The sequence below is a fragment of the Paraburkholderia sp. RL18-101-BIB-B genome, from assembly GCF_046026985.1.
Classification (GTDB): domain Bacteria; phylum Pseudomonadota; class Gammaproteobacteria; order Burkholderiales; family Burkholderiaceae; genus Paraburkholderia.
Genome location: NZ_JARESV010000003.1, coordinates 452,145 through 474,646 on the forward strand (window position 1 = coordinate 452,145; position 22,502 = coordinate 474,646).

The 22,502-nt window shown below is 56.2% G+C and carries 23 protein-coding genes; 5 read left to right on the top strand and 18 right to left on the bottom strand.

Going from position 1 to position 22,502, the window contains the following annotated elements:
• Entirely contained in the window at positions 1 to 1,137 is a 1,137-nt protein-coding gene (locus P0D73_RS07920; protein WP_408430740.1) for an FAD-dependent oxidoreductase, read from the top strand.
• A gap of 143 nt (positions 1,138 to 1,280) precedes the next feature.
• Here the strand turns inward: P0D73_RS07920 and P0D73_RS07925 are convergent, their stop codons facing one another.
• Positions 1,281 to 1,805, bottom strand: a complete 525-nt coding sequence (locus tag P0D73_RS07925; RefSeq protein ID WP_408176190.1) for a YceI family protein — start codon at positions 1,803 to 1,805, stop codon at positions 1,281 to 1,283.
• 46 nt (positions 1,806 to 1,851) lie between these two features.
• Between P0D73_RS07925 and P0D73_RS07930 the strand changes: the two genes are divergently transcribed.
• On the top strand, positions 1,852 to 2,394 hold the full coding sequence (locus tag P0D73_RS07930; protein ID WP_408430742.1) for a CGNR zinc finger domain-containing protein: 543 nt from the start codon (positions 1,852 to 1,854) through the stop codon (positions 2,392 to 2,394).
• Positions 2,395 to 2,597: 203 nt separating this feature from the next.
• On the opposite strand, the gene P0D73_RS07935 is transcribed toward P0D73_RS07930, so the two are convergent.
• The 10 genes from P0D73_RS07935 to P0D73_RS07980 all read right to left on the bottom strand — a co-directional run bounded on the left by P0D73_RS07935 (position 2,598) and on the right by P0D73_RS07980 (position 11,676).
• Complete coding sequence (locus P0D73_RS07935; protein WP_408310717.1) at positions 2,598 to 3,485, bottom strand: LysR substrate-binding domain-containing protein; 888 nt, start codon at positions 3,483 to 3,485, stop codon at positions 2,598 to 2,600.
• A 514-nt stretch (positions 3,486 to 3,999) separates the two neighbouring features.
• Complete coding sequence (gene actP / locus P0D73_RS07940) at positions 4,000 to 5,646, bottom strand: cation/acetate symporter ActP (RefSeq protein ID WP_408430745.1); 1,647 nt, start codon at positions 5,644 to 5,646, stop codon at positions 4,000 to 4,002.
• Positions 5,647 to 5,664: 18 nt separating this feature from the next.
• The gene (locus P0D73_RS07945; protein ID WP_408430748.1) at positions 5,665 to 5,961 is read right to left on the bottom strand and encodes a DUF485 domain-containing protein; all 297 of its coding nucleotides are present in this window, start codon (positions 5,959 to 5,961) and stop codon (positions 5,665 to 5,667) included.
• A 195-nt stretch (positions 5,962 to 6,156) separates the two neighbouring features.
• Positions 6,157 to 6,360 carry a tautomerase family protein gene (locus P0D73_RS07950; RefSeq protein ID WP_172162416.1) on the bottom strand — a complete coding sequence of 68 codons (204 nt, stop codon included), beginning with the start codon at positions 6,358 to 6,360 and terminating at the stop codon, positions 6,157 to 6,159.
• 18 nt (positions 6,361 to 6,378) lie between these two features.
• A complete protein-coding gene (locus P0D73_RS07955; RefSeq protein ID WP_408430750.1) occupies positions 6,379 to 6,609 on the bottom strand; it encodes a tautomerase family protein in 231 nt (76 codons plus the stop codon).
• A 26-nt stretch (positions 6,610 to 6,635) separates the two neighbouring features.
• Entirely contained in the window at positions 6,636 to 8,045 is a 1,410-nt protein-coding gene (locus P0D73_RS07960) for an MmgE/PrpD family protein (protein WP_408430752.1), read from the bottom strand.
• Between the two features lie 583 nt (positions 8,046 to 8,628).
• Complete coding sequence (locus P0D73_RS07965) at positions 8,629 to 9,291, bottom strand: MOSC domain-containing protein (RefSeq protein ID WP_408430755.1); 663 nt, start codon at positions 9,289 to 9,291, stop codon at positions 8,629 to 8,631.
• A 90-nt stretch (positions 9,292 to 9,381) separates the two neighbouring features.
• Positions 9,382 to 9,663, bottom strand: a complete 282-nt coding sequence (locus P0D73_RS07970) for a LysR substrate-binding domain-containing protein (protein ID WP_408287600.1) — start codon at positions 9,661 to 9,663, stop codon at positions 9,382 to 9,384.
• 17 nt (positions 9,664 to 9,680) lie between these two features.
• On the bottom strand, positions 9,681 to 9,851 hold the full coding sequence (locus tag P0D73_RS07975) for a LysR family transcriptional regulator (RefSeq protein WP_408176041.1): 171 nt from the start codon (positions 9,849 to 9,851) through the stop codon (positions 9,681 to 9,683).
• Positions 9,852 to 10,164: 313 nt separating this feature from the next.
• The gene (locus P0D73_RS07980; protein WP_408430757.1) at positions 10,165 to 11,676 is read right to left on the bottom strand and encodes a CoA-acylating methylmalonate-semialdehyde dehydrogenase; all 1,512 of its coding nucleotides are present in this window, start codon (positions 11,674 to 11,676) and stop codon (positions 10,165 to 10,167) included.
• Positions 11,677 to 11,782: 106 nt separating this feature from the next.
• Between P0D73_RS07980 and P0D73_RS07985 the strand changes: the two genes are divergently transcribed.
• The gene (locus P0D73_RS07985; RefSeq protein WP_408287606.1) at positions 11,783 to 12,724 is read left to right on the top strand and encodes a LysR family transcriptional regulator; all 942 of its coding nucleotides are present in this window, start codon (positions 11,783 to 11,785) and stop codon (positions 12,722 to 12,724) included.
• Between the two features lie 20 nt (positions 12,725 to 12,744).
• On the opposite strand, the gene P0D73_RS07990 is transcribed toward P0D73_RS07985, so the two are convergent.
• The 4 genes from P0D73_RS07990 to P0D73_RS08005 form a co-directional block, all read right to left on the bottom strand.
• Complete coding sequence (locus tag P0D73_RS07990; RefSeq protein ID WP_408430760.1) at positions 12,745 to 13,587, bottom strand: oxidoreductase; 843 nt, start codon at positions 13,585 to 13,587, stop codon at positions 12,745 to 12,747.
• Between the two features lie 135 nt (positions 13,588 to 13,722).
• Positions 13,723 to 14,145, bottom strand: coding sequence for a VOC family protein (locus P0D73_RS07995; RefSeq protein ID WP_408310691.1), 423 nt, complete (start codon positions 14,143 to 14,145; stop codon positions 13,723 to 13,725).
• Positions 14,146 to 14,536: 391 nt separating this feature from the next.
• Positions 14,537 to 15,421, bottom strand: coding sequence for a LysR substrate-binding domain-containing protein (locus P0D73_RS08000; protein ID WP_408310688.1), 885 nt, complete (start codon positions 15,419 to 15,421; stop codon positions 14,537 to 14,539).
• Positions 15,422 to 15,509: 88 nt separating this feature from the next.
• Positions 15,510 to 16,151 carry a DsbA family oxidoreductase gene (locus tag P0D73_RS08005; protein ID WP_408430844.1) on the bottom strand — a complete coding sequence of 214 codons (642 nt, stop codon included), beginning with the start codon at positions 16,149 to 16,151 and terminating at the stop codon, positions 15,510 to 15,512.
• 728 nt (positions 16,152 to 16,879) lie between these two features.
• Between P0D73_RS08005 and P0D73_RS08010 the strand changes: the two genes are divergently transcribed.
• On the top strand, positions 16,880 to 17,269 hold the full coding sequence (locus tag P0D73_RS08010) for a tautomerase family protein (RefSeq protein WP_408176030.1): 390 nt from the start codon (positions 16,880 to 16,882) through the stop codon (positions 17,267 to 17,269).
• A gap of 229 nt (positions 17,270 to 17,498) precedes the next feature.
• On the opposite strand, the gene P0D73_RS08015 is transcribed toward P0D73_RS08010, so the two are convergent.
• Genes P0D73_RS08015 through P0D73_RS08025 form a run of 3 tightly spaced genes read right to left on the bottom strand, consistent with a single transcriptional unit; the run spans position 17,499 to position 21,357 of the window.
• A complete protein-coding gene (locus tag P0D73_RS08015; RefSeq protein ID WP_408430762.1) occupies positions 17,499 to 18,512 on the bottom strand; it encodes a D-cysteine desulfhydrase family protein in 1,014 nt (337 codons plus the stop codon).
• A 9-nt stretch (positions 18,513 to 18,521) separates the two neighbouring features.
• Positions 18,522 to 20,057, bottom strand: coding sequence for a M81 family metallopeptidase (locus P0D73_RS08020; RefSeq protein ID WP_408430765.1), 1,536 nt, complete (start codon positions 20,055 to 20,057; stop codon positions 18,522 to 18,524).
• Positions 20,058 to 20,070: 13 nt separating this feature from the next.
• On the bottom strand, positions 20,071 to 21,357 hold the full coding sequence (locus P0D73_RS08025; RefSeq protein WP_408430767.1) for an MFS transporter: 1,287 nt from the start codon (positions 21,355 to 21,357) through the stop codon (positions 20,071 to 20,073).
• A gap of 129 nt (positions 21,358 to 21,486) precedes the next feature.
• Between P0D73_RS08025 and P0D73_RS08030 the strand changes: the two genes are divergently transcribed.
• Positions 21,487 to 22,446, top strand: a complete 960-nt coding sequence (locus P0D73_RS08030) for a LysR family transcriptional regulator (RefSeq protein ID WP_408430847.1) — start codon at positions 21,487 to 21,489, stop codon at positions 22,444 to 22,446.
• Positions 22,447 to 22,502: the final 56 nt, after the last annotated feature.

The window sequence follows — 22,502 nt, forward strand, 5'->3', positions numbered from 1 at the left end:
ATGAATACTCCAGTCACAATCATCGGTGCCGGGCTCGGCGGCCTGACACTCGCTCGCGTCCTCCACGTTCACGGTATTGCAGCGACGGTCTACGAAGCGGAAGAATCGGCAACCGCGCGCGCACAGGGAGGATTGCTCGATATCCACGAATACAACGGGCAGCTCGCACTTAAAGCAGCGGGGCTCTTCGACAAATTCCTCGGGATCATCCGAACTGGCGGCGAAGCGACCCGGGTGCTCGACAAGGACGGCAATGTCCTGATCGATGAGCCCGACGACGGTACAGGCGGTCGACCTGAGGTACACCGAGGAGACCTTCGTCGGATTCTGCTTGACTCACTTCCTGCCGACACGATCCGCTGGGGACACAAGGTCACAGCGGTCCGTCCGCTCGGCGACGGCCGGCACGTGTTGACCTTCGCCGATGGCTCGACAGTGACTACCGACCTCCTCGTCGGCGCAGACGGCGCCTGGTCGAGAGTTCGTCCGCTTCTTTCCAAGGCTAAGCCCGCATATCTCGGCGTTTCATTCATTGAGATGTACCTGTTTGACGGCGACACCCGTCACAAGGCAAGCGCTGAAGCGGTGGGCGATGGCGCGCTGTTTGCGCTAGCGCCGGGGAAAGGCATCCTCGCACATCGCGAGTCCGATGATGTGCTGCACACGTACGTGGCCTTGATCAAGCCGGAGGATTGGATCGCTCGCATCGACTTCTCCCACCCGCCCACTGCCTTAGCCCGCGTCGCCGAGGAATTCGACGGCTGGGCTCCGGAGCTCACAGCGCTCCTAACCGATGGTGAGACTGCCCCTGTGCCTCGCACTATCCATGCGCTGCCGGTCGAGCACAAATGGGATCGCGGGCCCGGCGTAACTTTGCTTGGCGATGCAGCGCACCTGATGTCACCGTTCGCTGGTGAAGGGGCCAACCTCGCGATGTACGACGGCGCTGAACTCGCGAAAGCCATCGCCGCCAACCCCGGTGACGTTGAAGCTGCGCTCATCGCCTATGAAAAGGACCTCTTTGCCCGCAGCGCGTCCACTGCTGCGGAGGCTGAACGGAACCTCAAGCTGTTCTTCAACGACAACTCGCCTCAGAGCGTCGTTGAATTTTTCACCAATTACCAGTCCGTCAAGTAGCCCTCGGCACGCCAACAAATCGAGCCCTTTGGCGGGCGCCGGAGGGCGTCCGCCACTCCCTTCGTTAACTGGTTTCTGGACGGCCGTCGTTTGTCGCTGTCATTCCGGGGTTAACTGGTAAGTTGTCGACGACCGTCTACAGCCTAGTCCGCCTTCACGCCTTCAACCTGAATCTGCAAGCGAGTCAGCGTCTTGAAGCCATATTTAGTGCCCCAAGTCACGCCGTAATCGGCGCGGTCGAATTGCGCGCTGGCTTCCGCACCACACACCTCACGCTTGATCAGCGGGTTGACGAAGCACTTGAACGAATCAATCTTCAACGTCAGCGGCTTGGTCACCCCATGAAACGTGAAGTCGCCCGAGACCTCGGTCGGCGTGTCGCCATCAAAGCGGAGTGCATTGCCTTTGAACGTCGCGGTCGGATACCTGGTGACATCGAAAAATTCATCCGACCTCACGCGCGTATCGAGTTGCGCATTACCGGTGTCAATCGACGCGGTGTCAATCGACACGTCGATCGTGCCAGTCTTCCCAGCGCGGTCAAGTGTCACGACGCCGCTGCTTTTCGTGAACTTACCTCGCCACACCGAAATGCCGCCAAAATGGTCAGCTTCGAAGCTGGGATAGGTGTGCCTCGGATCGAGGTCGTAAGTCGTCGGGGTCGCCATGGCGGCGCCCGTGATCAGCGCCAGAATGCCAGCTGCAATCAGGTTCTTGTTCAATTCAGATTCCTTGGGTTGGTCTGGTAAGAGTCAAAAAGGCAGCCTGTATATCCACTTTGTCTGGACGGTTCGGGAAGACGAAATCACCCGGGCAAAGATCGGGATGGATCGCGCCAGGTCAGTATTGGAAGAAGGAGCGCCTCGGGGCACGCCGCCGGCGATGTTGAGCACGGACATGTGCCTAACGCTGAAACGTTATCTCGACAATCTGCCTAGTTACATCTGGATTACTAACGAATCTCTCTATGACGCAGTCGCTTTATCGGCGATGTCCATGCGATCATCCTATCCGCGTAACTTGACTAGGGCAAGTGAACAGGTTATCCATTCCTTTGCCAACCATGCAACAATGACACCGAGTCAGCGTGGGAAGGGAATCGCAATTGAGCGTCCATGGGCAAGATTTCTGGCCGATGGACTTGATTTTGACTTTCTGAATTCGGAGACGACGCGCGGCGGGAAGGCGACAAACTGGCTTGGAAACGGCGATGATCCGTTGAACTGGCTCGAACGGCACGCCATTGGATTCAACTGAAGCGACAGTCGCGATCCCCGCCGATACGACTTCGGCAGAACTCGACGCCGTCGCCGCCAACTGCACTACGCTGTCTGGGGCGCAAATCCAGATGAAAACTGTCGGTCAGAATTCGCTGGAAATCAATACTGCATGACTTCAATCAGACGGGCTGAACCGCGAATTGCCAAGGCTCGCCGCGTAACGTTACTCCCGTACACCGTCTACGCGGCGACCATCAACGGCCCGAGCTGAGACCGTGCAACGTCAACGAAAGCCTGCATTGCACTCGAGACATAGGCATCATGCCGCCGGATAAACAGTGTTTCGACTTGCGCCTTCTCTGGCGATATAGCGTGGATAGTAACGAGATCCTGTTCCGCTGCCGCGGAGACCACGCCTCGGGGCAATAGCGTGATACCGATACCCGCGGCAACGCATGCGATGATCGCATCCATCGAGCCAAATTCGAGGGGCGCTGCCGTGAGCACTCCCATTTCGGCGAGCAGCGCGTCGAGCCGCTGACGGTACGAGCAACCTGAACGGAAGACAATTGTTTTGAGGTCCTGCACCGATCTGATCGCCTCGAGCGTGCGTACGGTACGCGGCGTAACCAGAACCAACTCCTCATGAAAGACTGTCTCAATGTAAAGGTCCGGATGGTCCAGCGGACCCGCTATAAACGCCCCGTCCAGCCGACATTCCGCAACATCGGCCGTGAGACTGCAACTCGTGCCCGTTGTCAGAGACAGTCGAACCTGCGGATACATTCGAGCGAAGTTACTTAGTATTGGAGAGAGCCTCAACGCCACAGTCGTCTCGAGTGTTCCGAGCGTGAGAGTGCCGCTCGGTGCGCCGTCATCCAGCGCTGCCACCTTGGCATCTGCAATGAGCTTTGCAATACGCGCGGCATACGGAAGCATGCGCTGCCCCGCAGGGGTCATGCTCACGCCGCGCACATGCCTTTGAAAGAGAGCGACCCCGACCTCTCTCTCCAGAGATCGAATTCGCGCTGTCACATTGGATTGAACGGTATTGAGCTCGGTAGCTGCCCGGTTCATACTTCCGTGACGAGCTACGGCTTCGAAGACCTTGAGGTCGGCAGCGTCCATGCTTTGCACCTCTATGAAATGTCCACAACCTCGATAAAAGCTTCGATGTCCGAGCGGCAAGCTATCAACAACTTCGGCTCGATAACTTCGTTTTATTCAGACGCTTGCACGACAAACTGATTGAACAGCGTGCAGACCATCGGCAACTGTCGGAGGCAGCCAAAATTCACGAACCGTACGGCGGTTCGCACAGCGCTGCACAGCGAACTTATCTTGCATGCTACACCAAAGCGAAATTGAACATTCGAGGCAAACAGTACCCTTTGGTCGCTTCGCAAAAGCGAGAAATAGCGCAGGAACAGAGCAGCGTTGGTGCGACGTTCAGCGCACCGCCGAGCTTGGAGGAGTGCCTGCTTCTATCTGACCCGAAAGTGTACAGAGCGGATCTCGACGATCCGCCCTCGAACTGAATAACGCGCTATGCGACCTAGTCCTGTGGCCGACCACTCCATCGGATACCCTCGCGAGTTCGACCACTTAACGGCGACAAAATCTCTGTACGCCACTCCCGGATCTATTGACCAACCGGCCCCGCGAATACTGGATGCTCCTGTAGAGTCGCACCCCGCGCCCGGTCAGCATCCGCCTGTTTGCTATGGTCCAGTATGGATATCAACCAGCACGTCATGAACGCGAGCGGCATAGTCACTATGGTCGGTGGATCGATCGAGAAAAGCGGCTTCGCATTCCCAATAACATGCACCCAGACGGCTGGGCCTGCGACCGTCAGCAAGATGGCAGAGACCAACCCGACAGTTCCACCCACAACGGCTCCAATCGTGGTCAATCGTTTCCAATAAAGGGCAAGCAGTAACACTGGAAAAGTCGAGCTACAGGCGACCGAGAAAGTAAGTCCAAGCATGTAAGCCACATTCTGTGTCCTGAATGCAATGCCTAATGCCACCGCGATGACCCCAAGAACCAGAGTCGATATCCTTGATACCCGTACTTCATTGGCTTGACTCGCGGCACCTTTGCAAAAGACACGGGCGTAAAGGTCATGCGAAACTGCCGAAGAACCCGCGAGTGTCAACCCTGAGACAACCGCAAGAATGGTAGCGAATGCGACTGCGGAGATAAACCCAAGCAACGCGTTTCCTCCTACCGCCTTTGCAAGGTGGATAGCAACCATATTTACGCCGCCGAGCGGTTTTCCCGCGCCATCCAGGAAGTCCGGATTGGAGGCGACCAGCGCGATAGATCCAAACCCGATGACAAACACGAGTGCAAAGAACAGGTTGATAAATGCACTTGCCCAAAATACCGAGCCGCGTGCAGCCCGTGCGTCGGGAACCGTGAAGAAACGCATGAGAATGTGCGGCAATCCCGAGGTACCAAACATCACCGCAAGATCCAATGAAAATCCCGACACAGGATCTCTCACCAGAAACTGTGGACTGAGGATTGCACTGCCCTTTGGATGAATTTCCACGGCACGCCGCAACAATTCCGAGAAGTTAAAGCCAAAATTTCGCAGCACCAGAAAGCTCATCACAATCGTGCCGAGCAGCAGCAACGTCGCCTTCACTAGCTGTACCCAAGTCGTGGCGACCATCCCTCCGAAGGCCACATAAAACATCATGAGAGCGCCAACAAGAATTTCGGCGTAGACATAGTCAATACCAAACAACAGCTTGATCAGTTGCCCTGCCCCCACCATTTGCGCGATGAGGTATAGCGAAACAATGCATAGCGATGCGCAAGCCGAGAAGATACGAATCGGTGTCTCGCCAAGACGCGTGGAAACCGCATCAGCGACTGTATATTTACCGAGTTTTCGCAGTCTCGTCGCCAGCAGAAACACAACAATTGGCATCCCCGTCGCATACCCTACCGCGTAGACAAGACCATCAAACTCACTACTGAACACCAAAGCTGTCAGACCAAGAAATGCACCGGCTGACATGAAGTCACCCGCGATTGCAAGACCATTTTGCAATGCGGTTATTCCACCTCCGGCTGCGTAGAAATCGTCAGTCGACTTCGTTCGCTTGGCGGCCCAGTAGGTAATAGCAAGCGTCGCCAGTACGAAAGCAAGAAAAAACGCTATCGCCACGCCGTTTCCGGTACCTACGCCGCTCCCAGCAGCAAAGGATCCGGTACTCGCAACGCATGCGGATGCTGAAAGCGCGAGAAAAGCGCCATGTCGAAGAATGTTCATAACGGGTCACCGGGCAATTTACGATTGAAATTCAGCGGAATCGATACGAAATTTTCGCGAATCTGCTGCGTTTTCGATCAGGACATACAACCCGATAAGCAGCACGCTAACGACCAGAATGATTATTCCGTATAGGAACGCAACCGTAACCTCCGACCCATCTATCACCGGCGAAGCGAGCGTTGCCGGCGACACGACGGCAAGAGTAATGAACCCGAAGAACATCAGCACTTCGACGAGCGTCAAAAATATTGCCAGCCCCACTTTCTCACTTCCGGCAGCGACACCGTCGACCGCCATCTTTGCTCCGTTCACTTCTCCTCCATATTCTTTTCTACTACATACTATATATTCCAAAAAACGTGTTTCTCACCAGACCTGACACAGACAATGCTATGGTTTATCCATATCTTCAATCGTGCTGCATGCACTGCATGCACTGCCTTCCAGCCGCCGGACGCCACGCCCGGCGGAACTCGGAACAAGAACTTAGCGCACAGTTTGGCGCGGCTACCCGGTGGACTTCTTGAAGTCCTCTCCATTGATCCGACTGGAAATGCTGATATTTTCAGCCGGATGTTCGTGCAAGATGACGTTGATAATCTTGGGGTCCGATCCGATCGAGTCGTGCGTGACCTGGATGATGTCCCGGATGAGTTGTTCACGTCGTTCTTGCGTAAGACCGCTCTTGATATGGCATTCGATGAAAGGCACAATATTTCTCCGTCAGATCTATTTAAGACGTTCAATCAGTTCTTTATCGTTCGCCGCACCCTCGACATACTCCGGAAGATGCTCACCGTGTTCGACGAAATTGATTCCACGTCCCTCGCGAATCACGAAAAAGATGTCATTCTTCATTTCACCTGTCGCGGCGCTGACCACCCGGAGTAAGCCGGCGGCAAGTTGCCGCTTTTGCTCGTCGGTCCGGCCAAAACGCATGTCACAAGAAATGAGTGCCATATATAGCTCCTAAATGCCTTTATGGATTATTGAATTCCCGGATGCATCGCCGGGAATCGTGGCTCCGGACTGACTTTCGCCAAGAGGTTCATTAAGTCTTCGATCGGATGTTCATCCAGCTCCGAGACAAGCTCGATGATCTGGTCTCGGAGTTCCTTGTCCGCGTGTTGTTCGCTTAACCAGTTAAATTTTTCGACGGTGCGTTCCCACGTGAACGGATTGTCCAGCCCGCCTTCGAAGCCGATATGCTCAGTGACCAACACGCGACCATCCTTGCATTTGATCGTCACGCGCGTGTTGAGAGCGTGTGGGTATTGCGCTGAAAATTCAGCGTCAGGTTTCACCGACACTCTTCTGAGCAATGCCTGTGCATCGGGTGCCTGTACACGCTCGGGTTCAAGCTGAGCCGGACCGACCTGGCCATCGAGCAACGCAGCCGCAATCAGATACTTGAGGTTGTAGTCCGCCTGTTCTTTGGTCTGCGGGTCATCCTTCGGGCCGAAGCTGCCGCCGCCGGCAATGTCGAATCCGCTTTGGAAGATGTCACATTGGACTTCGTCCACGTCATCGCTCGTCAAATCATGTTTTCGCTTTAACGCGAGCGTCGCTTCAAGGACAGGTTGACCATGAATGAGCGAACAGTATTTCTTCATGATCGTCTCGTGAACGACCTCAAGCCGCTGGTCTTCCCAATCGACGTCGAGTGGTTGGTCGAACATTCGCACCAGACCATTGGGCCCTTCGAAAAGGCGAATTGGACCTGTGAATCCACGCTTGGCAAGAGATGCAGAATAGACGGCTCTCATGCCCGTGATACCGGGGGAAAAGCCTTTCCACTGTGAAACCGGCTCGGAATGGACGCACGTCAGTGAAATATTGTCGATCGTTGCGATTGCAATCGCGTTAGCAATCTGATCGGCATCGAGACCGAACAGCTTTCCCGACCCGGCTGCGGCGGAGATCGCCAACTGAATAGCGTGGTTAAACCCTTTGGCCATAACCGGCACGATTGCGGTAATACGGCAGCCAATTTCATAGGCTGTTGCCAACGCCAGCATGAACTCTTCGCCACTTGCGGAAGCATGCTCAGCGGCTGCCAGAATGGTCCCGAAGCTATCGCTCGGGTGACAGAGTCCGCCGGGGGACATGTAGCTGTCCAGCAGGTCTACATACCGCACCAGGCCTGAGTTGTACAAGGCGGCCTGGTCGGGCGAAGTCTTACCGCCTCCAATCAACGAACATGTCCCCGAGCCGCGGTACTCATCGAACTGATCGCGAAGCGCCTTGAACGGCTTACCAGGCAGCGCTGCTATTGCACAACCAAGACTGTCAAGAATATTCCGCTTGAGAATTGCCCTCGCGCCGGGAGTAAGATGGTCTGCACGTGCGTCGTATGCAAAGCGGCCGATACGCTGAGCAGTCGTGGGTGTACTCATTTGAAATCTATCCCTCAAAAATTTCCGGATCGCCTCGAACGGCAGTCCGATTCTCAATTGGCGACTCGCGTGCATTTCTTTCAATTGACGCGCTTCGCCTTCCGTCTACACACGCTTATAGCTGTAGGGCTGCGATTTCGCTTCGTTGCCCGGCGACGTTGAACCAGCAGCAGTGACTCCGCCAACTGCCATCTCCTACCGAAGTCGGGTTTCGATGTGGCATTGCCGTGTCTCCAACCAATGAGACAAACTCGCATCATTCGAACTGGATATCAAGCGAAGGTATTAAATACGGTTATCTATCTCAGAGATAACCCAGTCATTCCGGGCCCCTGGCCCATCCGGCCAGTGCGCCCCGGAGCCGCTCATAGGATTCCGCTCAGGTGCTTTGCAGGTTGCGATGCTTCTAAACGGTCAACCGATTTTCGGATCATTTCGTCGCTGGAATCGAGAGATCACCGCGACCAATCGACTGATCAGTTACGCACGCGTATTTCGCGTCAGGTTGGTGTCGCCGAAGAACGCTTCACCCACGAAGGCTCATGAGTAGAGGCCGCCCGACGGCGCAGCTGTACTTTCCGACTTACGGCTCCCTCCGTGCGCGGACACGCCGCCGGTCCAGAATCGCGCTTATCGACTCCTGCCGAGGGCCAGGAATTACCTGAATCGACGAACCTGCGGAAATGAATCCAGTTTTGAACACGCTTAAATAAACACCGGAGTACCCACTGGCCATCATGTGTTTGGCAGCGCGCGCGTATCCCATCACGGCGTTAAACTTGTAGCAGGGATTTCGGGGAGACTCGACACGAAATTCGACCTCATCGATCAAGATGCGATCTCCGACCCAGAGTTGAGTTTCGAGCAGCCCACTCGTCGTTAAATTCTCTCCCATCGCAGCAAACGGCAGCGGATCGTCCGCGCCCATTACGCCTGCTTCAAGCCGGCGTTCGCGCCACCATTCGTAGTGTTCGACCGGATACATATAAACAGCTTTCTCGAGGCCTCCATGCACGCTAAGGTCTACTTGCTCATCACCGACCAGCCCTAGCCTCTTGACCTCGATACAAGCACGGTAGTGAAGCACGCTGACAGGGGTTTTGCGTATTCCGGAGTTAACCACCATCCCTGGAAAGGTACTACCCACGTCCAGCGGAGCACTCGAACCTACACTGGCCGCGAGTAGTCGGACGACGATTGGGTTGGTCGTTTCCGTAGTTGTATGCTGCACAAACTGTCGTTGCATAGCCATATCCGTGTTGTGCTACTTCGGCACAGACTCCATCCAATAAAGCCGACCAAGTCCGAGGCGCAAGTGCCGACGCAAACTGCTCTCTCAGCCAGGTCTCGTCGTCATCGTACCCGTCACCTCGGCGACAAAAACGCAGTCGAGATGGTCTCTCTCCACGTCTTCGACAAGTGAACGCGATGTACCGATCGAAACCTCCAACTCCACCCGGGGCCACCTGCCATGGTATTTCGAAAGCAAAGCCGCAAGGCGTGCCGCTGCGGTAGATTTCGTAGCGCCAATGCTCAAGCGCGCGCACTGCTGCTCAGGTTTCATCGCAAGTCTCGCCTCTTCCGCGAGGTACAGGATTCGTTGCGCATAGTCCAGCATCGTGCGGCCACTTGGCGTCAACCTCGTCCGCTTTCCACTTCATAGAAAAGCTGAACCTCCAGTTCCTCTTCAAGCTGTTTTACGCGCATCGCCACATTTGACTGAACACGGGCCGAATGGCGTGCTGCTCGGGTCACACTTTGCTCGCTGGCGACGGCACAAAATATTTCTAACGATGAGAAATTCATTTCGCCCGCCGTTTGCTTCTCACTCGGGAATGCGACTAATACGAGAGTTTGGTTTGACCGGACGTGCAGTCAATCGGTAGGCAATAAAAACACTCTTTCCATTGCGGCAAGACGGGCAGTGTCACTCCTGGATCGCCACCGACGGAGTGCATAGTTATCGTTAGAAATTTGTTACAGAGAGGACCCTGCACGATGATCCGCGACAGGGGAAAACGACGCGGCAGGCCAGTGCCTGGGAACTACACGCAGACAGAAATCAGACGCCGCATCGTGCCGCACGCGACGCCCGATCACCTTTATCGAATCGGCTCGCTTACTTTGCCGTGGGCATTGCAAATTCAGCGCCCTTCTCCGTGCTCTCCGGCCAGCGCTGCATGATCGACTTCTGCTTCGTATAGAATCGAACACCTTCCTCGCCGTATGCATGCGTGTCGCCGAACAGACTGCGCTTCCAGCCGCCGAATCCGTGCCAGGCCATCGGGACCGGAATAGGGACGTTGATGCCGACCATACCTACTTCGATGCGTCGCCCGAATTCGCGAGCGATGTGCCCGTCGCGGGTGTAGCACGCCACGCCGTTGCCGAACTCATGAGCATTGATCAAATCGACCGCTTCCGAGAAGTCCTTCACACGGACGCAGGCAAGAACGGGCCCAAAGATTTCTTCCTTGTATATTCTCATCTCCGGTGTAACGTTGTCGAACAGCGTACCGCCCGTGAAGAATCCGCCCTCATGACCGTCGACCTTGAGGCCGCGACCATCAACGACCAACTTCGCACCTTCGTCGACACCAATCCCGATGTACCCTTCTATGCGTTCGAGCGCCTGTTGCGTAACGACAGGGCCCATTTCCGCATCGGACTCCATGCCATTCTTTACAATAAGACTACGCGCACGTTCGGCGAGCTTCGGAATGATCTTGTCAGCCACATCGCCGACGAGAACAGCGACCGAAATAGCCATACAACGCTCGCCAGCGGAGCCGTACCCAGCGCCAACCAGCGCGTCGACCGCTTGATCGATGTCGGCATCGGGCATCACAACCATATGATTTTTGGCCCCACCCAGCGCTTGCACGCGCTTGCCGTTCTTCGCGCCGGTCTCGTAGATGTAATTCGCGATTGGCGTCGATCCGACAAAGCTCACCGCCTTCACGTCCGGGTGCGCGAGCAAAGCATCAACAACGACCTTGTCGCCCTGAACCACGTTGAAGATGCCGTCCGGCAGACCGGCCTCCTTCAACAGCCTTGCCATGAACAACGACGCCGACGGGTCACGCTCGCTTGGCTTCAGAATGAAGGCATTGCCCGCCGCAATCGCAACAGGGAACATCCAGCAAGGCACCATGCACGGGAAGTTGAACGGCGTAATGCCCGCGACAACGCCGAGCGCCTGACGCGTTGTCCAGTTATCCATGCCCGTTGAGACCTGCTCGGTATAGTCCCCCTTAAGAAGCTGCGGAATGCCGCAGGCAAATTCGATGACATCGATACCCCGCGCCACCTCGCCTTGAGCATCCGAGAAGACCTTTCCATGTTCGGCCGTGATGATTGCGGCCAGTTCATCCCGATGCCTGTTCATCAACTCGAGAAACCGCAGCATGACGCGGGCGCGGCGGATCGGTGGCGTGTTGCTCCACTTCGGAAATGCAGCCTTGGCGCTTGCGACAGCGGTGTCGACATCTGCGATCTCCCCCAGCAGGAGTTTGCGTGGGCGTTCACCGGTCGCAGGATTGAAAATCGCCTGGGTACGCATTCCTGACCCACGTACTGGCTCGCCATGAATAAAGTGGGTGACGTCGGCTGTGTCGTTGAACGCTTGCATCTCGCTTCCTTGATTGATGGGTGGTGAACAAAGTCTAGGAGTCGGCATTACGTTTGCAAAGGCGTTAAACTTGAAATGATCGTTTCCAACGGCGAACAATAGACATATGGATACGCGAAAAGTCGAAGGCCTTTGGACTCATTTGCACTGGCTGACGGTTCTTGCCGAACAGGGCACGTACACTGCGGCGGCCGCGCGCCTTGGCGTGAGCAAGGCCGCAATGAGCCAACGCATCGCAGAACTCGAGCGAGCCTCGGGTGTCGCACTGGTGCAACGTAACACCCGCAGCGTACGACTCACTGAAGCCGGGCAGCGACTCGTCGACAACACACGTCTGGAGTACGAGCACATTGCGACGAGTTTTGCGATGGTTAAGGAAATGGCGGGCGTTGCACGCGGATTGATCAGGGTAACCGCTCCAGTGGCGTTCGCGCGGCAGCAGTTGGTGCCGAAGATGTCTGCGTTTCTGCGGGCGAATCCCGAAGTACGGGTTCAACTCGAAGCGTCTGATCGTCTGACCTCGATTGCCACGGAAGGCTTCGATCTTGCCGTCAGACATAGCTCTCAGGTCCCTGAGACCCATGTCGCCTGGAAGCTGTGCGAGACGCAATCCGTCATTGTCGCGACACACGCATATCTGGAGCGTCGAGGTTACCCTGAATCGCCAGCGGATCTCTCCGCTCACGATTGCCTGTTCTATCCTCGTGCTTTAGGGTCCGGAATCTGGTCGTTCGAACGCAGAGCCGCGCGGCGGACGCAGTCGGCTCCTTTGATGATCACGGTAAACGGCCCCTTCTCCGCTAACAATAGCGAAGCCTTGAGAGACGCGGCCCTTGACGATCTGGGCATCGCGCTGCTGCCCGATTTCACGGCGCAAGCAGCGATTCAATCGGGAAAACTCATTGTTCTCCTGCCTGACTGGCGGCCAATAGGCGCCTTTGCCGAGCAGCTCTATGTGGTCCGGCCATACACCCCGCACGTACCGCGCGCTGTCGAACTGTTTGTCACGTACCTGAGGGATACTTTCGCTGAAGGATTTCCTCCATAGCCGTTCGCGCCGCTACGTTTTCACGAGAAGCCAGTGGATTTCGAAACGGATTCCCAAGCGTCAATTTCGTGGCTCAGCACTGACATTCTGTCCCGGACTACACTTAACGCATCATCGCCAAGCACGAGGTGAACCGGCGGATCAACCTCGTCGATCAGGTCCAACATGATCTGCGCCGCCTTCACCGGATCCCCAGGCTGTTTCCCATCTTTCGCCATACGGGCGCGGCGGATCGGAGCAAACACCGGGTCGTAGTCGTCGATACTGTGCTCAGTGCGCACCATCGATCTGCCCGCCCAATCCGTTCGAAACGCGCCCGGAGCAACAGCCGTCACCTTGATACCGAAACTGCGCACTTCCTGTTCCAAGGCCTCTGATATGCCCTCAAGTGCGAACTTGCTACCGCAGTAGTATGCAATGCCGGGAAATGTAACTAGCCCCGCCATCGACGTGATATTGATGATGTGACCGGTGCGTCGAATTCGCATCGACGGGAGCACGGCCTTGATCATAGCGACTGCGCCGAACACATTCACATCGAACTGACGACGGAGTTCATCGAGCGGAGATTCCTCGAGGATTCCTTCATGACCGTATCCTGCACTATTCACGAGAACGTCGATTGCACCAACGCGCTCGGCGACTTCCTTGATCGTCGCATTGATTGAATCGAAATCAGACACATCGAGGATCACACCGTGGGCGTGATGTGCATGCAATCCCTCAAACTCAGCCTTCGCACGCTCGCTCCTCACAATGCCAATCACCGTGTTGCCGGCGGCCAATGCTGCTTTCGCCAAGGCACGACCAAAACCGGAACTCGCACCGGTAATCAAAAAAATGCGCTGGGCGGCGTGGCTCATGTTTGGAACCTCCCGTTGGATAGTCTTCGAACTGCCGTTCCAGCAGCTACTTTGATAAGAAATCGGGCGCTAGATACGATGAGTAGGTCTGCACCACGCGCTACCTGAACCACTTCGTCCATGACTCAACACGACTCAAGCAGGCTGAATTCGCGGATCGAAATCGAACTCGAGTCTGATGCCGCCCGGCTCGTACAACATCGTGTGACGCTTGGGTCCTTCACCCATGTTCTCAGGTGCGAACTCAACCACTACCCCTGGCCATCCGGAGACCCGTGCGAAGATTGCGTCGAGAGCCTCTTTACTACCGACCCGCAGCGCGAGGTGATGGAGACCTACATTCGTTTTGCGGTCGAACGCCACGCAATTCTGCAGATCCTTGACCTCCCAGAGTGTCAGCGTGATGTGCCCGTCGGACACAAAAGCCGCCGGGTAGTCGGGCCTCCCGCCAACCTGTGTCCAGCCCAGGACGTTGATGAAAAAGTCCCGGGTGACGATCAGATTACGGACCGTCAGACCAACGTGGTCTATGCCAAGTGTTAGAGGTGCATCAGTCATCCCCAAGCTCTCCATTTGAACTTAGATGATATTCGCCAACTCCGAAGCGGCCTCGCGTGTAGCGTATTGCTCGACACGAGAAGGTTTCGCGACAGTTGCCATCATCACGGATGTACTCTTTGAAAACCCGACGGAACGTATAACGACGTTCCTGCGTTCGGATAGTTGACGCATCACGTAGAAAGCAGCTTAACAATGTTTCGAGAGTGCATAAGCGGTTTGTGATGATATGGGTATCGAGAAAATAGATACCCTTTCCTTAACCAGTACTACGGTCAGAATAGCCGCGAAGAAAATGGTGGCGCCGGCAACGACAGCAACATGCTCAAGCTGACGACTGTCGTGAACGCCTCGAATACGCAGACGATGAGGTTTCTCCGCCGGTACGCCGCTACGCCGCCGCCATCAAAGGCCCAAACTCCGAGCGCGAGACCTCGACGAAAGCGCGCATGGCGCTCGACATGTATGCGTCATGCCGTCGGACGAAAAGCGTCTCGACATGTGTTTTTTCAGGTGAGACCTCATGGAGGGCAATGATGTCCTGCTGCGCCGCTGACGCGACCACGCCTCGCGGTAGCAACGTGATCCCGATACCGGCCGCTACACACGCAATGATTGCGTCCAACGAGCCGAACTCGAGAGCCGTCACAAGAATCCCCATCTCGACAAGCAGCGCTTCCAGCTGCTGCCGATACGCGCACCCGACGCGGAACACAATCGTTTTCAGGTTCGGGATTGACGCCAAAGACTCCAGGGAGTCTATGGTCCGAGGGGTCACAAGCACCAGTTCTTCATGGAGAATCTTTTCGCTGTGAAGCTCCGGGTGGTCAAGAGGACCTGCTATGAACGCTCCATCCAGACGGCATTCCGCCACATCCGTCGCGAGGCTGCGGCTTGTTCCGGTCGTCAGCGACAGCCTGACTTGCGGATACATCCGCGCGAAGTTGCTCACTATCGGTGAAAGCCGCAGCGCCGCAGCGGTTTCCATGGTTCCCAACACCAGGGAACCACCCGGAGGTCCGTCGTCCATGGCCGCCACGCGAGCGTCTGCAACGAGCTTGGCGATCCGCGCCGCGTAAGGAAGCATGCGCTGCCCCGCCGGAGTCATGCTCACACCGCGGACATGCCGCTGAAAGAGCGCAACACCAACTTCTTTTTCCAGTGAACGGATCCGGGCCGTTACGTTGGACTGGACAGTGTGCAACTCTACGGCTGCCCTGTTCATGCTCCCGTGGCGAGCGACCGCTTCAAATGCCCTGAGGTCCGCAACATCCATAACGCTACCCTATGAAAAATTTCCGAAGTCGACGACGAGCCGACATTGCGGCGCGAAAGTCATCGCGGAAGTCACTGCGGAGGATGCCTCACGCTTCCGTCAGAATTTGTCGGATGGCGTCCTCAAAGGCTTCGACAGGCTGTGCGCCGGTCAGCATATAGCGATTGTCAACGATGATTGACGGCACCGAATGGATACCCATCGCCTGATATTTCTCTTCTTCCGCACGAACTTCATCGGCGTAGTCGCCGCTTTGCAGAACGGTGCGCGTCTGCTCTGCGTCGAGCCCCACAGATTCCGCGGCGTCGACCAGAACGTCATGGTCGCTCGGGGCCTTACCCTCGCCGTGATAGGCCCGTAGTAGCGCCTCTTTCAGCGGTAACTGTTTGCCTTTGATAGCGGCCCAATGCAACAGGCGATGCGCATCGAAGGTGTTGTAAATGCGTGTGCGCGGGCCAAAAGTAAAGCCGACATTCGCGCCACGCTCGCGCAGCGCGACCTGTGCCTCGGCTATCTGTTCCGGGGTGCGCCCGTATTTCTTTCCGATATGTTCGACGAGTGCTTCGCCATCGTTGCCCATCTGCGGATTCAGTTCGAAGGGATGCGTGACTAATTCGACGTCGACGGCCTCGCCAAGGCGCGCGATCGCAAGTTGCAGCGAGGAGAGACCGATAGCACACCACGGGCACGCTACGTCGGAGACAAAATCGATTCTGAGTGGTTTTTTCATTGCTTTCATGATGAAAATGACCTGTTACGCGAACGACTCGATACGAGGGCAACAGAGACAGACAGGCACAACCGAATTTGTGAATGCCTGCGGGATCGTTCGCCTGATCACGGCGCACCCAAGGTCGGAAACCGCGACACGACATGGGTGGCGAGTTCGTCGAGCACCAGAGCCGAGCGGGACAAACGTCAGGCGAATGCGCACGGAAGGTCCGGCGGGCCTTCGGCAGAGCGGCTGGCGCTGCTACCACGAGTCATCTTCACGGATGCGTGTTGCGGGTTAGTGTTCATGTGAATAGCCTGACCACGTCAAGAGACACCATGACGTTTCGGCTGTGATGGGGATGCCTCGTATTCTGAACGACTTTCGATGCGAGATGATCGCAGTCTGTGGTAATTCAATTGTTCCTGTGCGTCAACCATTCTGCGATGCCATCATCACCGGTCGTGCGACGCCGCGCGAATTTCAATTGTTGGCCGGTGTTCAAGTGTCCACGCCACTGTATCGGCCAAAGAAAGAGGAATGCAAAGTAGGATAAGCGCTTGCCGGCGATAGCTTTCACATCTTGATGCTCAGCATCGTTAGGGTCACCAGGCCCAGCGCCGATACATACGTTTGGCTGGTATCCATGCCGAAGGTCGCATTGTCAGGCTGGGAATCCAGGCTGGATCATTCCCATCGCTCGTGCCATCGCGCCGACACCGTTTCTTTTATTCACGGAGGAAAGAATGCCGCTAATTCGTATCGATGTCCTTCAAGGAAGAACGGAGGCTGAAATCAACTCCTTGCTCGATGCCGTACATCGAGCCGTAGTCAAGGCTTTCGAAGTACCCCAAACGGACCGCTATCAGGTGTTGACGGAACACAATCTCCGCCGGTTAGTCGCGGAAGACACCGGGCTCGGAATCGTACGTACCGAAAAACTGACGCTGGTTTCAGTCACCACTCGTCCACGTTCTGACGAGTCAAAGCGCAAATTCTATAGTGAGCTTACGGCCGAATTAGCGGCAAACTGTGGCACGGGTGCAAATGATGTGATCGTCTCCATCACCACCAACTCAGACTCGGACTGGAGCTTCGGGAACGGCGTCGCTCAGTATTTAACCGGCGAACTTTGACACGTGTACAACGTGGTCGCTGCTGCCTGACGGGCTCCAGATCACTCTGACCGCATTGCCAGCCTGGCTCCCACCCCGTGGCCTGCCATGGAGCGTTAGCAAAGGATTCGGGTGCACCGCTTTAGCCCCGCACTCGGTAAGCCGCAGTAACAACATCGTTCATTCAGAAAATGGTTTAAAGGCTTGTTTTTGCTATCAATTCTGAGAGGCCCGACGGATAAATCCCCAGTCAGTCGAACGCGGTGCGGTATGCAAACAACGAAGGAGTACCCCCACTCATAAGAAACAGAACCTTTTTCCCCGCACCGAAAGCTCCATTCTCGACGCTCTGAATCAGACCCGCGAACGCCTTGCCGCTATATACCGGGTCCAACAGAAGGCCTTCCTGACTGGCCAAAAGATTGACTGCCCGGCGCATTGAGTCAGTAGGCAATCCGTAGCCGATTCCGAGTTGGTCACCATGGAGAACAACGTCGTCGCCGGATACCGTGAGACCAGAACCCATCAAGTCAAGCGTCTGCTGCACTTTTTCGCACGTGGTGGCATACGCTTTTTCGAGCGGCGCAAGAACCGTGTACCCCACTACTTTCATCGGCGACACACCAGCAGCGATCGCCCCCGCTATAAGCCCGGCCTGCATGCCACCACTGCCATTTGCGACAACGATATAGTCAAAGTCAATTCCGCCGCTCCTCGACTGGTCGAGAATCTCAATTGCACAGGAAACATAGCCCAGACAGCCGACCGGGCTCGATCCGCCGAGCGGACACACATACACTTTTCGGCCTTCGCCACGCAGCTTTGCGGCCCGCTCTTCCGCAACCTGCAGCGCATTAACGTTCCCTGGAACATCATGGATGACCGCACCAAAGAGGCGATCTAGTACCACGTTGCCATTTTCGACATAGTCATCGTCTTCGATCGGAACCAGCCTCGAGAGCACCAGTTCACATTTCATTCCAATGCGCGCAGCCGCCGCTGCCGTCAACCGGGCATGATTCGACTGTCGGCCGCCAACCGTGATGATCGTGTCGGCGCCTGCCGCCTGCGCCTCCCCGATCAGAAACTCGAGCTTGCGCAGCTTGTTGCCGCCGCCTCCCAGGCCATCAAGATCTTCCCGCTTGACATAGATCTCGGCACCTCTTAAGTGCTGACTCAATCTAGGCAGTGCCAGAATCGGTGAAGGCCCGTCGCGCAATTGCGCCTTGGGAAACCGGGAAATATCCGGTACTCGCAATGTCATTTAATCACCCTACAAGTTGGTTGATCGTTCGTCGGTACGGAGAGTGTCGTCGTTGGGTGGCCGGTTTGAACTCACGGTTGGGCGCGCACGCGTACCGGCTCCTAGTCGTTTCCACGGCAGATCGGCCGGATCAGCCGCCATCGGGCCAGGCGACTTGGCTACGAGAATACGCTCGGCAATTGGACCGAAGTCCGCGCGGAAATGCACGGAACTCTTGTTCACCAGGATCCTCATCTTCTCAGGCTGAATACCAGCCATTCTGAAAAGGTTGCGATCGTTCATCGGTGCCTTAACGGAACTCACAACGACTCTCACGTCGTCAATTCGAAGGCAGGCAGTCGGACCGACATCGACGTGCATTCCGTGCATCATCGGACCGTCAAAGATACATTTTCCGTCCGAAAGATGTTCAACTTCGAATGTCGCTTCGAACGGGAAGTCACCAACGACCTCAGACTTGCCGCCCAACGCTACTGTGATGTAACTTCCTTTGCCCGCCTTGTGAGCCACTCGAACGACTTCAGGGTCCCACATCAGGCCCAGTGCAGCGCCCTGAGCTTTGTTGCGCACCAGTGCCCGGAGCATTCCCGTCGTATTTGAATCCGCGCCGCCATGAGGGTTATCCTGCGTGTCGGCGATGACCACCGGACGGTTCGCGCGGGAAGCGATTCGCTGCGCCTCACGTACAGCCTCGTCCGGGTTAAGAAATTCGACCGCCCATTCGGACTCCCGCTCGATGATGTCGTCATAAATGGCTGCCACCGCCGCATCCGCGTGGTCTGGTTCGGTGGCATAGCACCAGACCATCGGTCCGCATTCCGGAAAATCCGCAGCGGGGAATCCCGGTGTGAACGAAATTGACAGTACTGCGGTATTTTCCTGAGCTGTCAGATGTTGGTAGACGCTACGCGCCGGCTCAAGCAGTGTGCACATCGCATTCACCGGAATGAGAAACGGGATGCGCCGATAGGCCATCGTGACCGGCGTTTTGCTGGCTATCAGCCGTCGCAATAGATGCGCCGCAGCCCTTCCCGTATCGGCCATGTCCACGTGAGGGTACGTCCGGTATGCCACGAGACCGCTTGCATTGCGCAGCATCTGCTCCGTTACGTTCGCATGCAGATCAAGTGACGCGACAACAGGTAGGTCACTACCGACAATACTTCGAATGCGTGCCAGCAGTTCCCCTTCCCCGTCATCGACATGCTCGGCCACCATGGCTCCGTGCAGGTCCAGATAAATCGCGTCCACCTTGGTGGTGCGGACCGCTTCGACGATTTCACCAGCAATCCGCTCGTAAGCTGATCGGGTTACGTGGGCCGAAGGGCTCGCCGCCGCCCATATGATCGGGATCAGGTGATGTCCTTCCGCTTGCATCTCCTGGATAAATCCTCCGATCGGGATGTTCACGTTTTGCAGTTGGAATACGTCGTCTTTGCAGACCATAGCTGGAAATCCTTCCCCGCGGACGAAATTCTCATAGTCCGCCTTGGACGGCGCAAATGTGTTTGTCTCGTGCTGGAACCCGGCAATCAGTATTTTCATGATGTGGCGTCCTTCAAGCCTCTCGTTTGGATCGAATAAGCGCTAGAACGCACGCTCCCACCATCAACAGAGCAACCGTTGGCAGAAGTGCAGTCTGCATGCTCCCGGTTGCGCTTTTTACCCATCCAATGATGCTTGGGCTGATAAAACCCCCAACCAGCCCAATCGTGTTGATCAGCGCAATGCCGCCGGCCGCCACGTCCCCCTTCAGATGCTCTGACGGCATGGCCCAGAATACCGTGTACGCAGCCCACGTGAGAGCCGTCGCCAACGTAATGCTGGCGAACGATAACCACAGTGAGCCTATCGAAAATGCTGAAATGGCCAGCGCAACCGCACCAACCATTGCAGGCACCGCGCTATGCCAGCGACGCTCAATCCGCTTATCAGAGCTTCTGCCTATCACCCACATCGCGATCACCGCAAGACCATAGGGAATGGCTGACAGGAAGCCAATGGTCATGAGATCTGACACGCCTCCTGACTTGAGGATTGTCGGAAGCCAGAAACTGACGGCGTATATGCCACATATAAGGCAGAAATACGCGAATGCCATCACGTAGACGCGACCGTCGGTGCAGACGTCCCTGAACCCCGCGTGACTCGCCTTCCGGCTTCCGATGTCTTGCAAAAGTGATGCCTTCTCATCGCTGGACAACCATCGCGCCGATTCAATGCGATCGTCCAGACAGAAGAACGTAACGACTCCGAGGACAACGCAGGGCAAGCCCTCGAGGAGAAACATCCATTGCCAACCAGCAAGCCCGTGCGCACCCGAAAGCAAGGCCATGATCCCTGTCGACAAAGGTGCCCCGACAATCCCACCGAGAGGCGCGGCCGCCATCACGAAAGCCATCACCTGCGCCATCCGCGCCTGTGGGTACCAACATGTCAGATAAAAGACCATTCCCGGCGCGAAACCGGCTTCGAAGACTCCGAGCATGAACCGCAGAATGTAGAACGAATGCACATCGTGAACAAACATCATGGCAGCGGATGTGAGTCCCCATAGCACCATGATTCGGCTGAGCGTTTTGCGCGCTCCGAGGCGAGGAAGCAGCAGGTTGCTCGGGATTTCAAAGAGCATGTACCCCAGAAAGAAAATCCCTGCACCGACCCCGAACGCCGCGTCGCTGATTCCGATGTCGGATTGCATCTGTAGCTTCGCGAAGCCGATATTGATCCGATCAAGATAGGCGAAGAGATAGCAGCACACCAATAGCGGTAACACATGCAAGTCTATGCGACGATAAACAGCTCGCTTGCCATGCGAGAGCGCAGCGGAAGACAGTGTAGACATCAATTCGCTCCAGTTTCGATAGCGGATCCGGCGGTTCTGGTGTCTGCATCGTTACCCAAGAAAAACCTGGTTGCAAGAGCAACCGTGGACCGCTATCGTTGTCTTTTGAGCAACACGGGGATTTACGCCATGCGGGAAATAAACCAACGCAGGCTTCGTTATTTTCACGAAGTGCTGACCCACGGCTCAATTCGCAGCGCCGCCGACAGCGTCAACACGGCGCCGTCGGTCATTACGCGGCAGATCAAGCTGCTGGAAGATGAAGTCGGGATGGTCCTGTTCGAAAGGCAATCCCGCGGCGTGGCACCAACCGAGGCGGCACATCAGTTGCTGGAATACTGGAGAGCCTGCCAGGCACAGCAGGAGCATCTTCAGGACAGGCTAGATGAGTTGCGTGGGTTGCAGCGAGGTCAGGTTCGGATCTCCATCAGCGAAGGCTTCGTCGATGACTTCCTGGACGAAGTGCTGAACAGTTTCTCGGCGCAGTACCCGAAGCTGGATGTCGTAATGAATGTGGCACCGGTCAACGAGGTGGTAAGAGAAGTCGAAGAAGACATCGCGCACATCGGGATAGCGTACAACCCGCCCAACTCCCCACACACCCGATACCTTGCAAGCGCCCCGGAGCCCGTCGTCGTACTCGCCGCAAGAGATCATCCACTGTCACAGGGCGATACCCGAACACCGATCTCTGTCCATCATGTACTTTCTTATCCGATCGGTCTCATGCCGGTGTCCTTCGGTCTCGGTCAGCTCATGCAGGCCCTCGCTTTCGCGGAGAATCTGCGTCTCGCGCCAGTACTCACTGTTAATTCCCTGCGTGTGCTGATCAGGTTCGCGAAGACGGGACGTGGCGTCATTTTCGCAACCAAGTTTGCTGCCCGCGCCGAGCTCGAGGCAGGAACCTTGGTTTCTAGAACGGTCGACCATCCGCTGTTTTCGTCCGCGCAAGCCAGAGTCCTCGTGCGCAACGGGCGTCCTCTTTCCAAGGCAGCTGACGAGATCCTCAAACGCATCCTGTACGATATGACCGTATTTCAGTCACACAGATCGTCAGCACGGAAACGAAGCACACGCAAAAAAGGATGACGCGTACATCGGTGGGAAAACATGACGCACACCGTATTGACCGTCTACACAGGGTC

What these genes read in the sequence shown, in the direction of transcription:
- P0D73_RS08025 (WP_408430767.1), bottom strand. Translation starts at nt 21,357, where the DNA reads ATGTCTACACTGTCTTCCGCTGCGCTCTCGCATGGCAAGCGAGCTGTT.
- P0D73_RS07985 (WP_408287606.1), top strand. Translation starts at nt 11,783, where the DNA reads ATGGATACGCGAAAAGTCGAAGGCCTTTGGACTCATTTGCACTGGCTG.
- P0D73_RS07995 (WP_408310691.1), bottom strand. Translation starts at nt 14,145, where the DNA reads ATGACTGATGCACCTCTAACACTTGGCATAGACCACGTTGGTCTGACG.
- P0D73_RS07925 (WP_408176190.1), bottom strand. Translation starts at nt 1,805, where the DNA reads ATGGCGACCCCGACGACTTACGACCTCGATCCGAGGCACACCTATCCC.
- P0D73_RS07960 (WP_408430752.1), bottom strand. Translation starts at nt 8,045, where the DNA reads ATGAGTACACCCACGACTGCTCAGCGTATCGGCCGCTTTGCATACGAC.
- P0D73_RS07920 (WP_408430740.1), top strand. Translation starts at nt 1, where the DNA reads ATGAATACTCCAGTCACAATCATCGGTGCCGGGCTCGGCGGCCTGACA.
- P0D73_RS07935 (WP_408310717.1), bottom strand. Translation starts at nt 3,485, where the DNA reads ATGGACGCTGCCGACCTCAAGGTCTTCGAAGCCGTAGCTCGTCACGGA.
- P0D73_RS08000 (WP_408310688.1), bottom strand. Translation starts at nt 15,421, where the DNA reads ATGGATGTTGCGGACCTCAGGGCATTTGAAGCGGTCGCTCGCCACGGG.
- P0D73_RS08005 (WP_408430844.1), bottom strand. Translation starts at nt 16,151, where the DNA reads ATGAAAAAACCACTCAGAATCGATTTTGTCTCCGACGTAGCGTGCCCG.
- P0D73_RS07975 (WP_408176041.1), bottom strand. Translation starts at nt 9,851, where the DNA reads ATGAATTTCTCATCGTTAGAAATATTTTGTGCCGTCGCCAGCGAGCAA.
- actP (WP_408430745.1), bottom strand. Translation starts at nt 5,646, where the DNA reads ATGAACATTCTTCGACATGGCGCTTTTCTCGCGCTTTCAGCATCCGCA.
- P0D73_RS07970 (WP_408287600.1), bottom strand. Translation starts at nt 9,663, where the DNA reads ATGCTGGACTATGCGCAACGAATCCTGTACCTCGCGGAAGAGGCGAGA.
- P0D73_RS07980 (WP_408430757.1), bottom strand. Translation starts at nt 11,676, where the DNA reads ATGCAAGCGTTCAACGACACAGCCGACGTCACCCACTTTATTCATGGC.
- P0D73_RS07965 (WP_408430755.1), bottom strand. Translation starts at nt 9,291, where the DNA reads ATGCAACGACAGTTTGTGCAGCATACAACTACGGAAACGACCAACCCA.
- P0D73_RS08010 (WP_408176030.1), top strand. Translation starts at nt 16,880, where the DNA reads ATGCCGCTAATTCGTATCGATGTCCTTCAAGGAAGAACGGAGGCTGAA.
- P0D73_RS07990 (WP_408430760.1), bottom strand. Translation starts at nt 13,587, where the DNA reads ATGAGCCACGCCGCCCAGCGCATTTTTTTGATTACCGGTGCGAGTTCC.
- P0D73_RS08030 (WP_408430847.1), top strand. Translation starts at nt 21,487, where the DNA reads ATGCGGGAAATAAACCAACGCAGGCTTCGTTATTTTCACGAAGTGCTG.
- P0D73_RS08020 (WP_408430765.1), bottom strand. Translation starts at nt 20,057, where the DNA reads ATGAAAATACTGATTGCCGGGTTCCAGCACGAGACAAACACATTTGCG.
- P0D73_RS07955 (WP_408430750.1), bottom strand. Translation starts at nt 6,609, where the DNA reads ATGGCACTCATTTCTTGTGACATGCGTTTTGGCCGGACCGACGAGCAA.
- P0D73_RS08015 (WP_408430762.1), bottom strand. Translation starts at nt 18,512, where the DNA reads ATGACATTGCGAGTACCGGATATTTCCCGGTTTCCCAAGGCGCAATTG.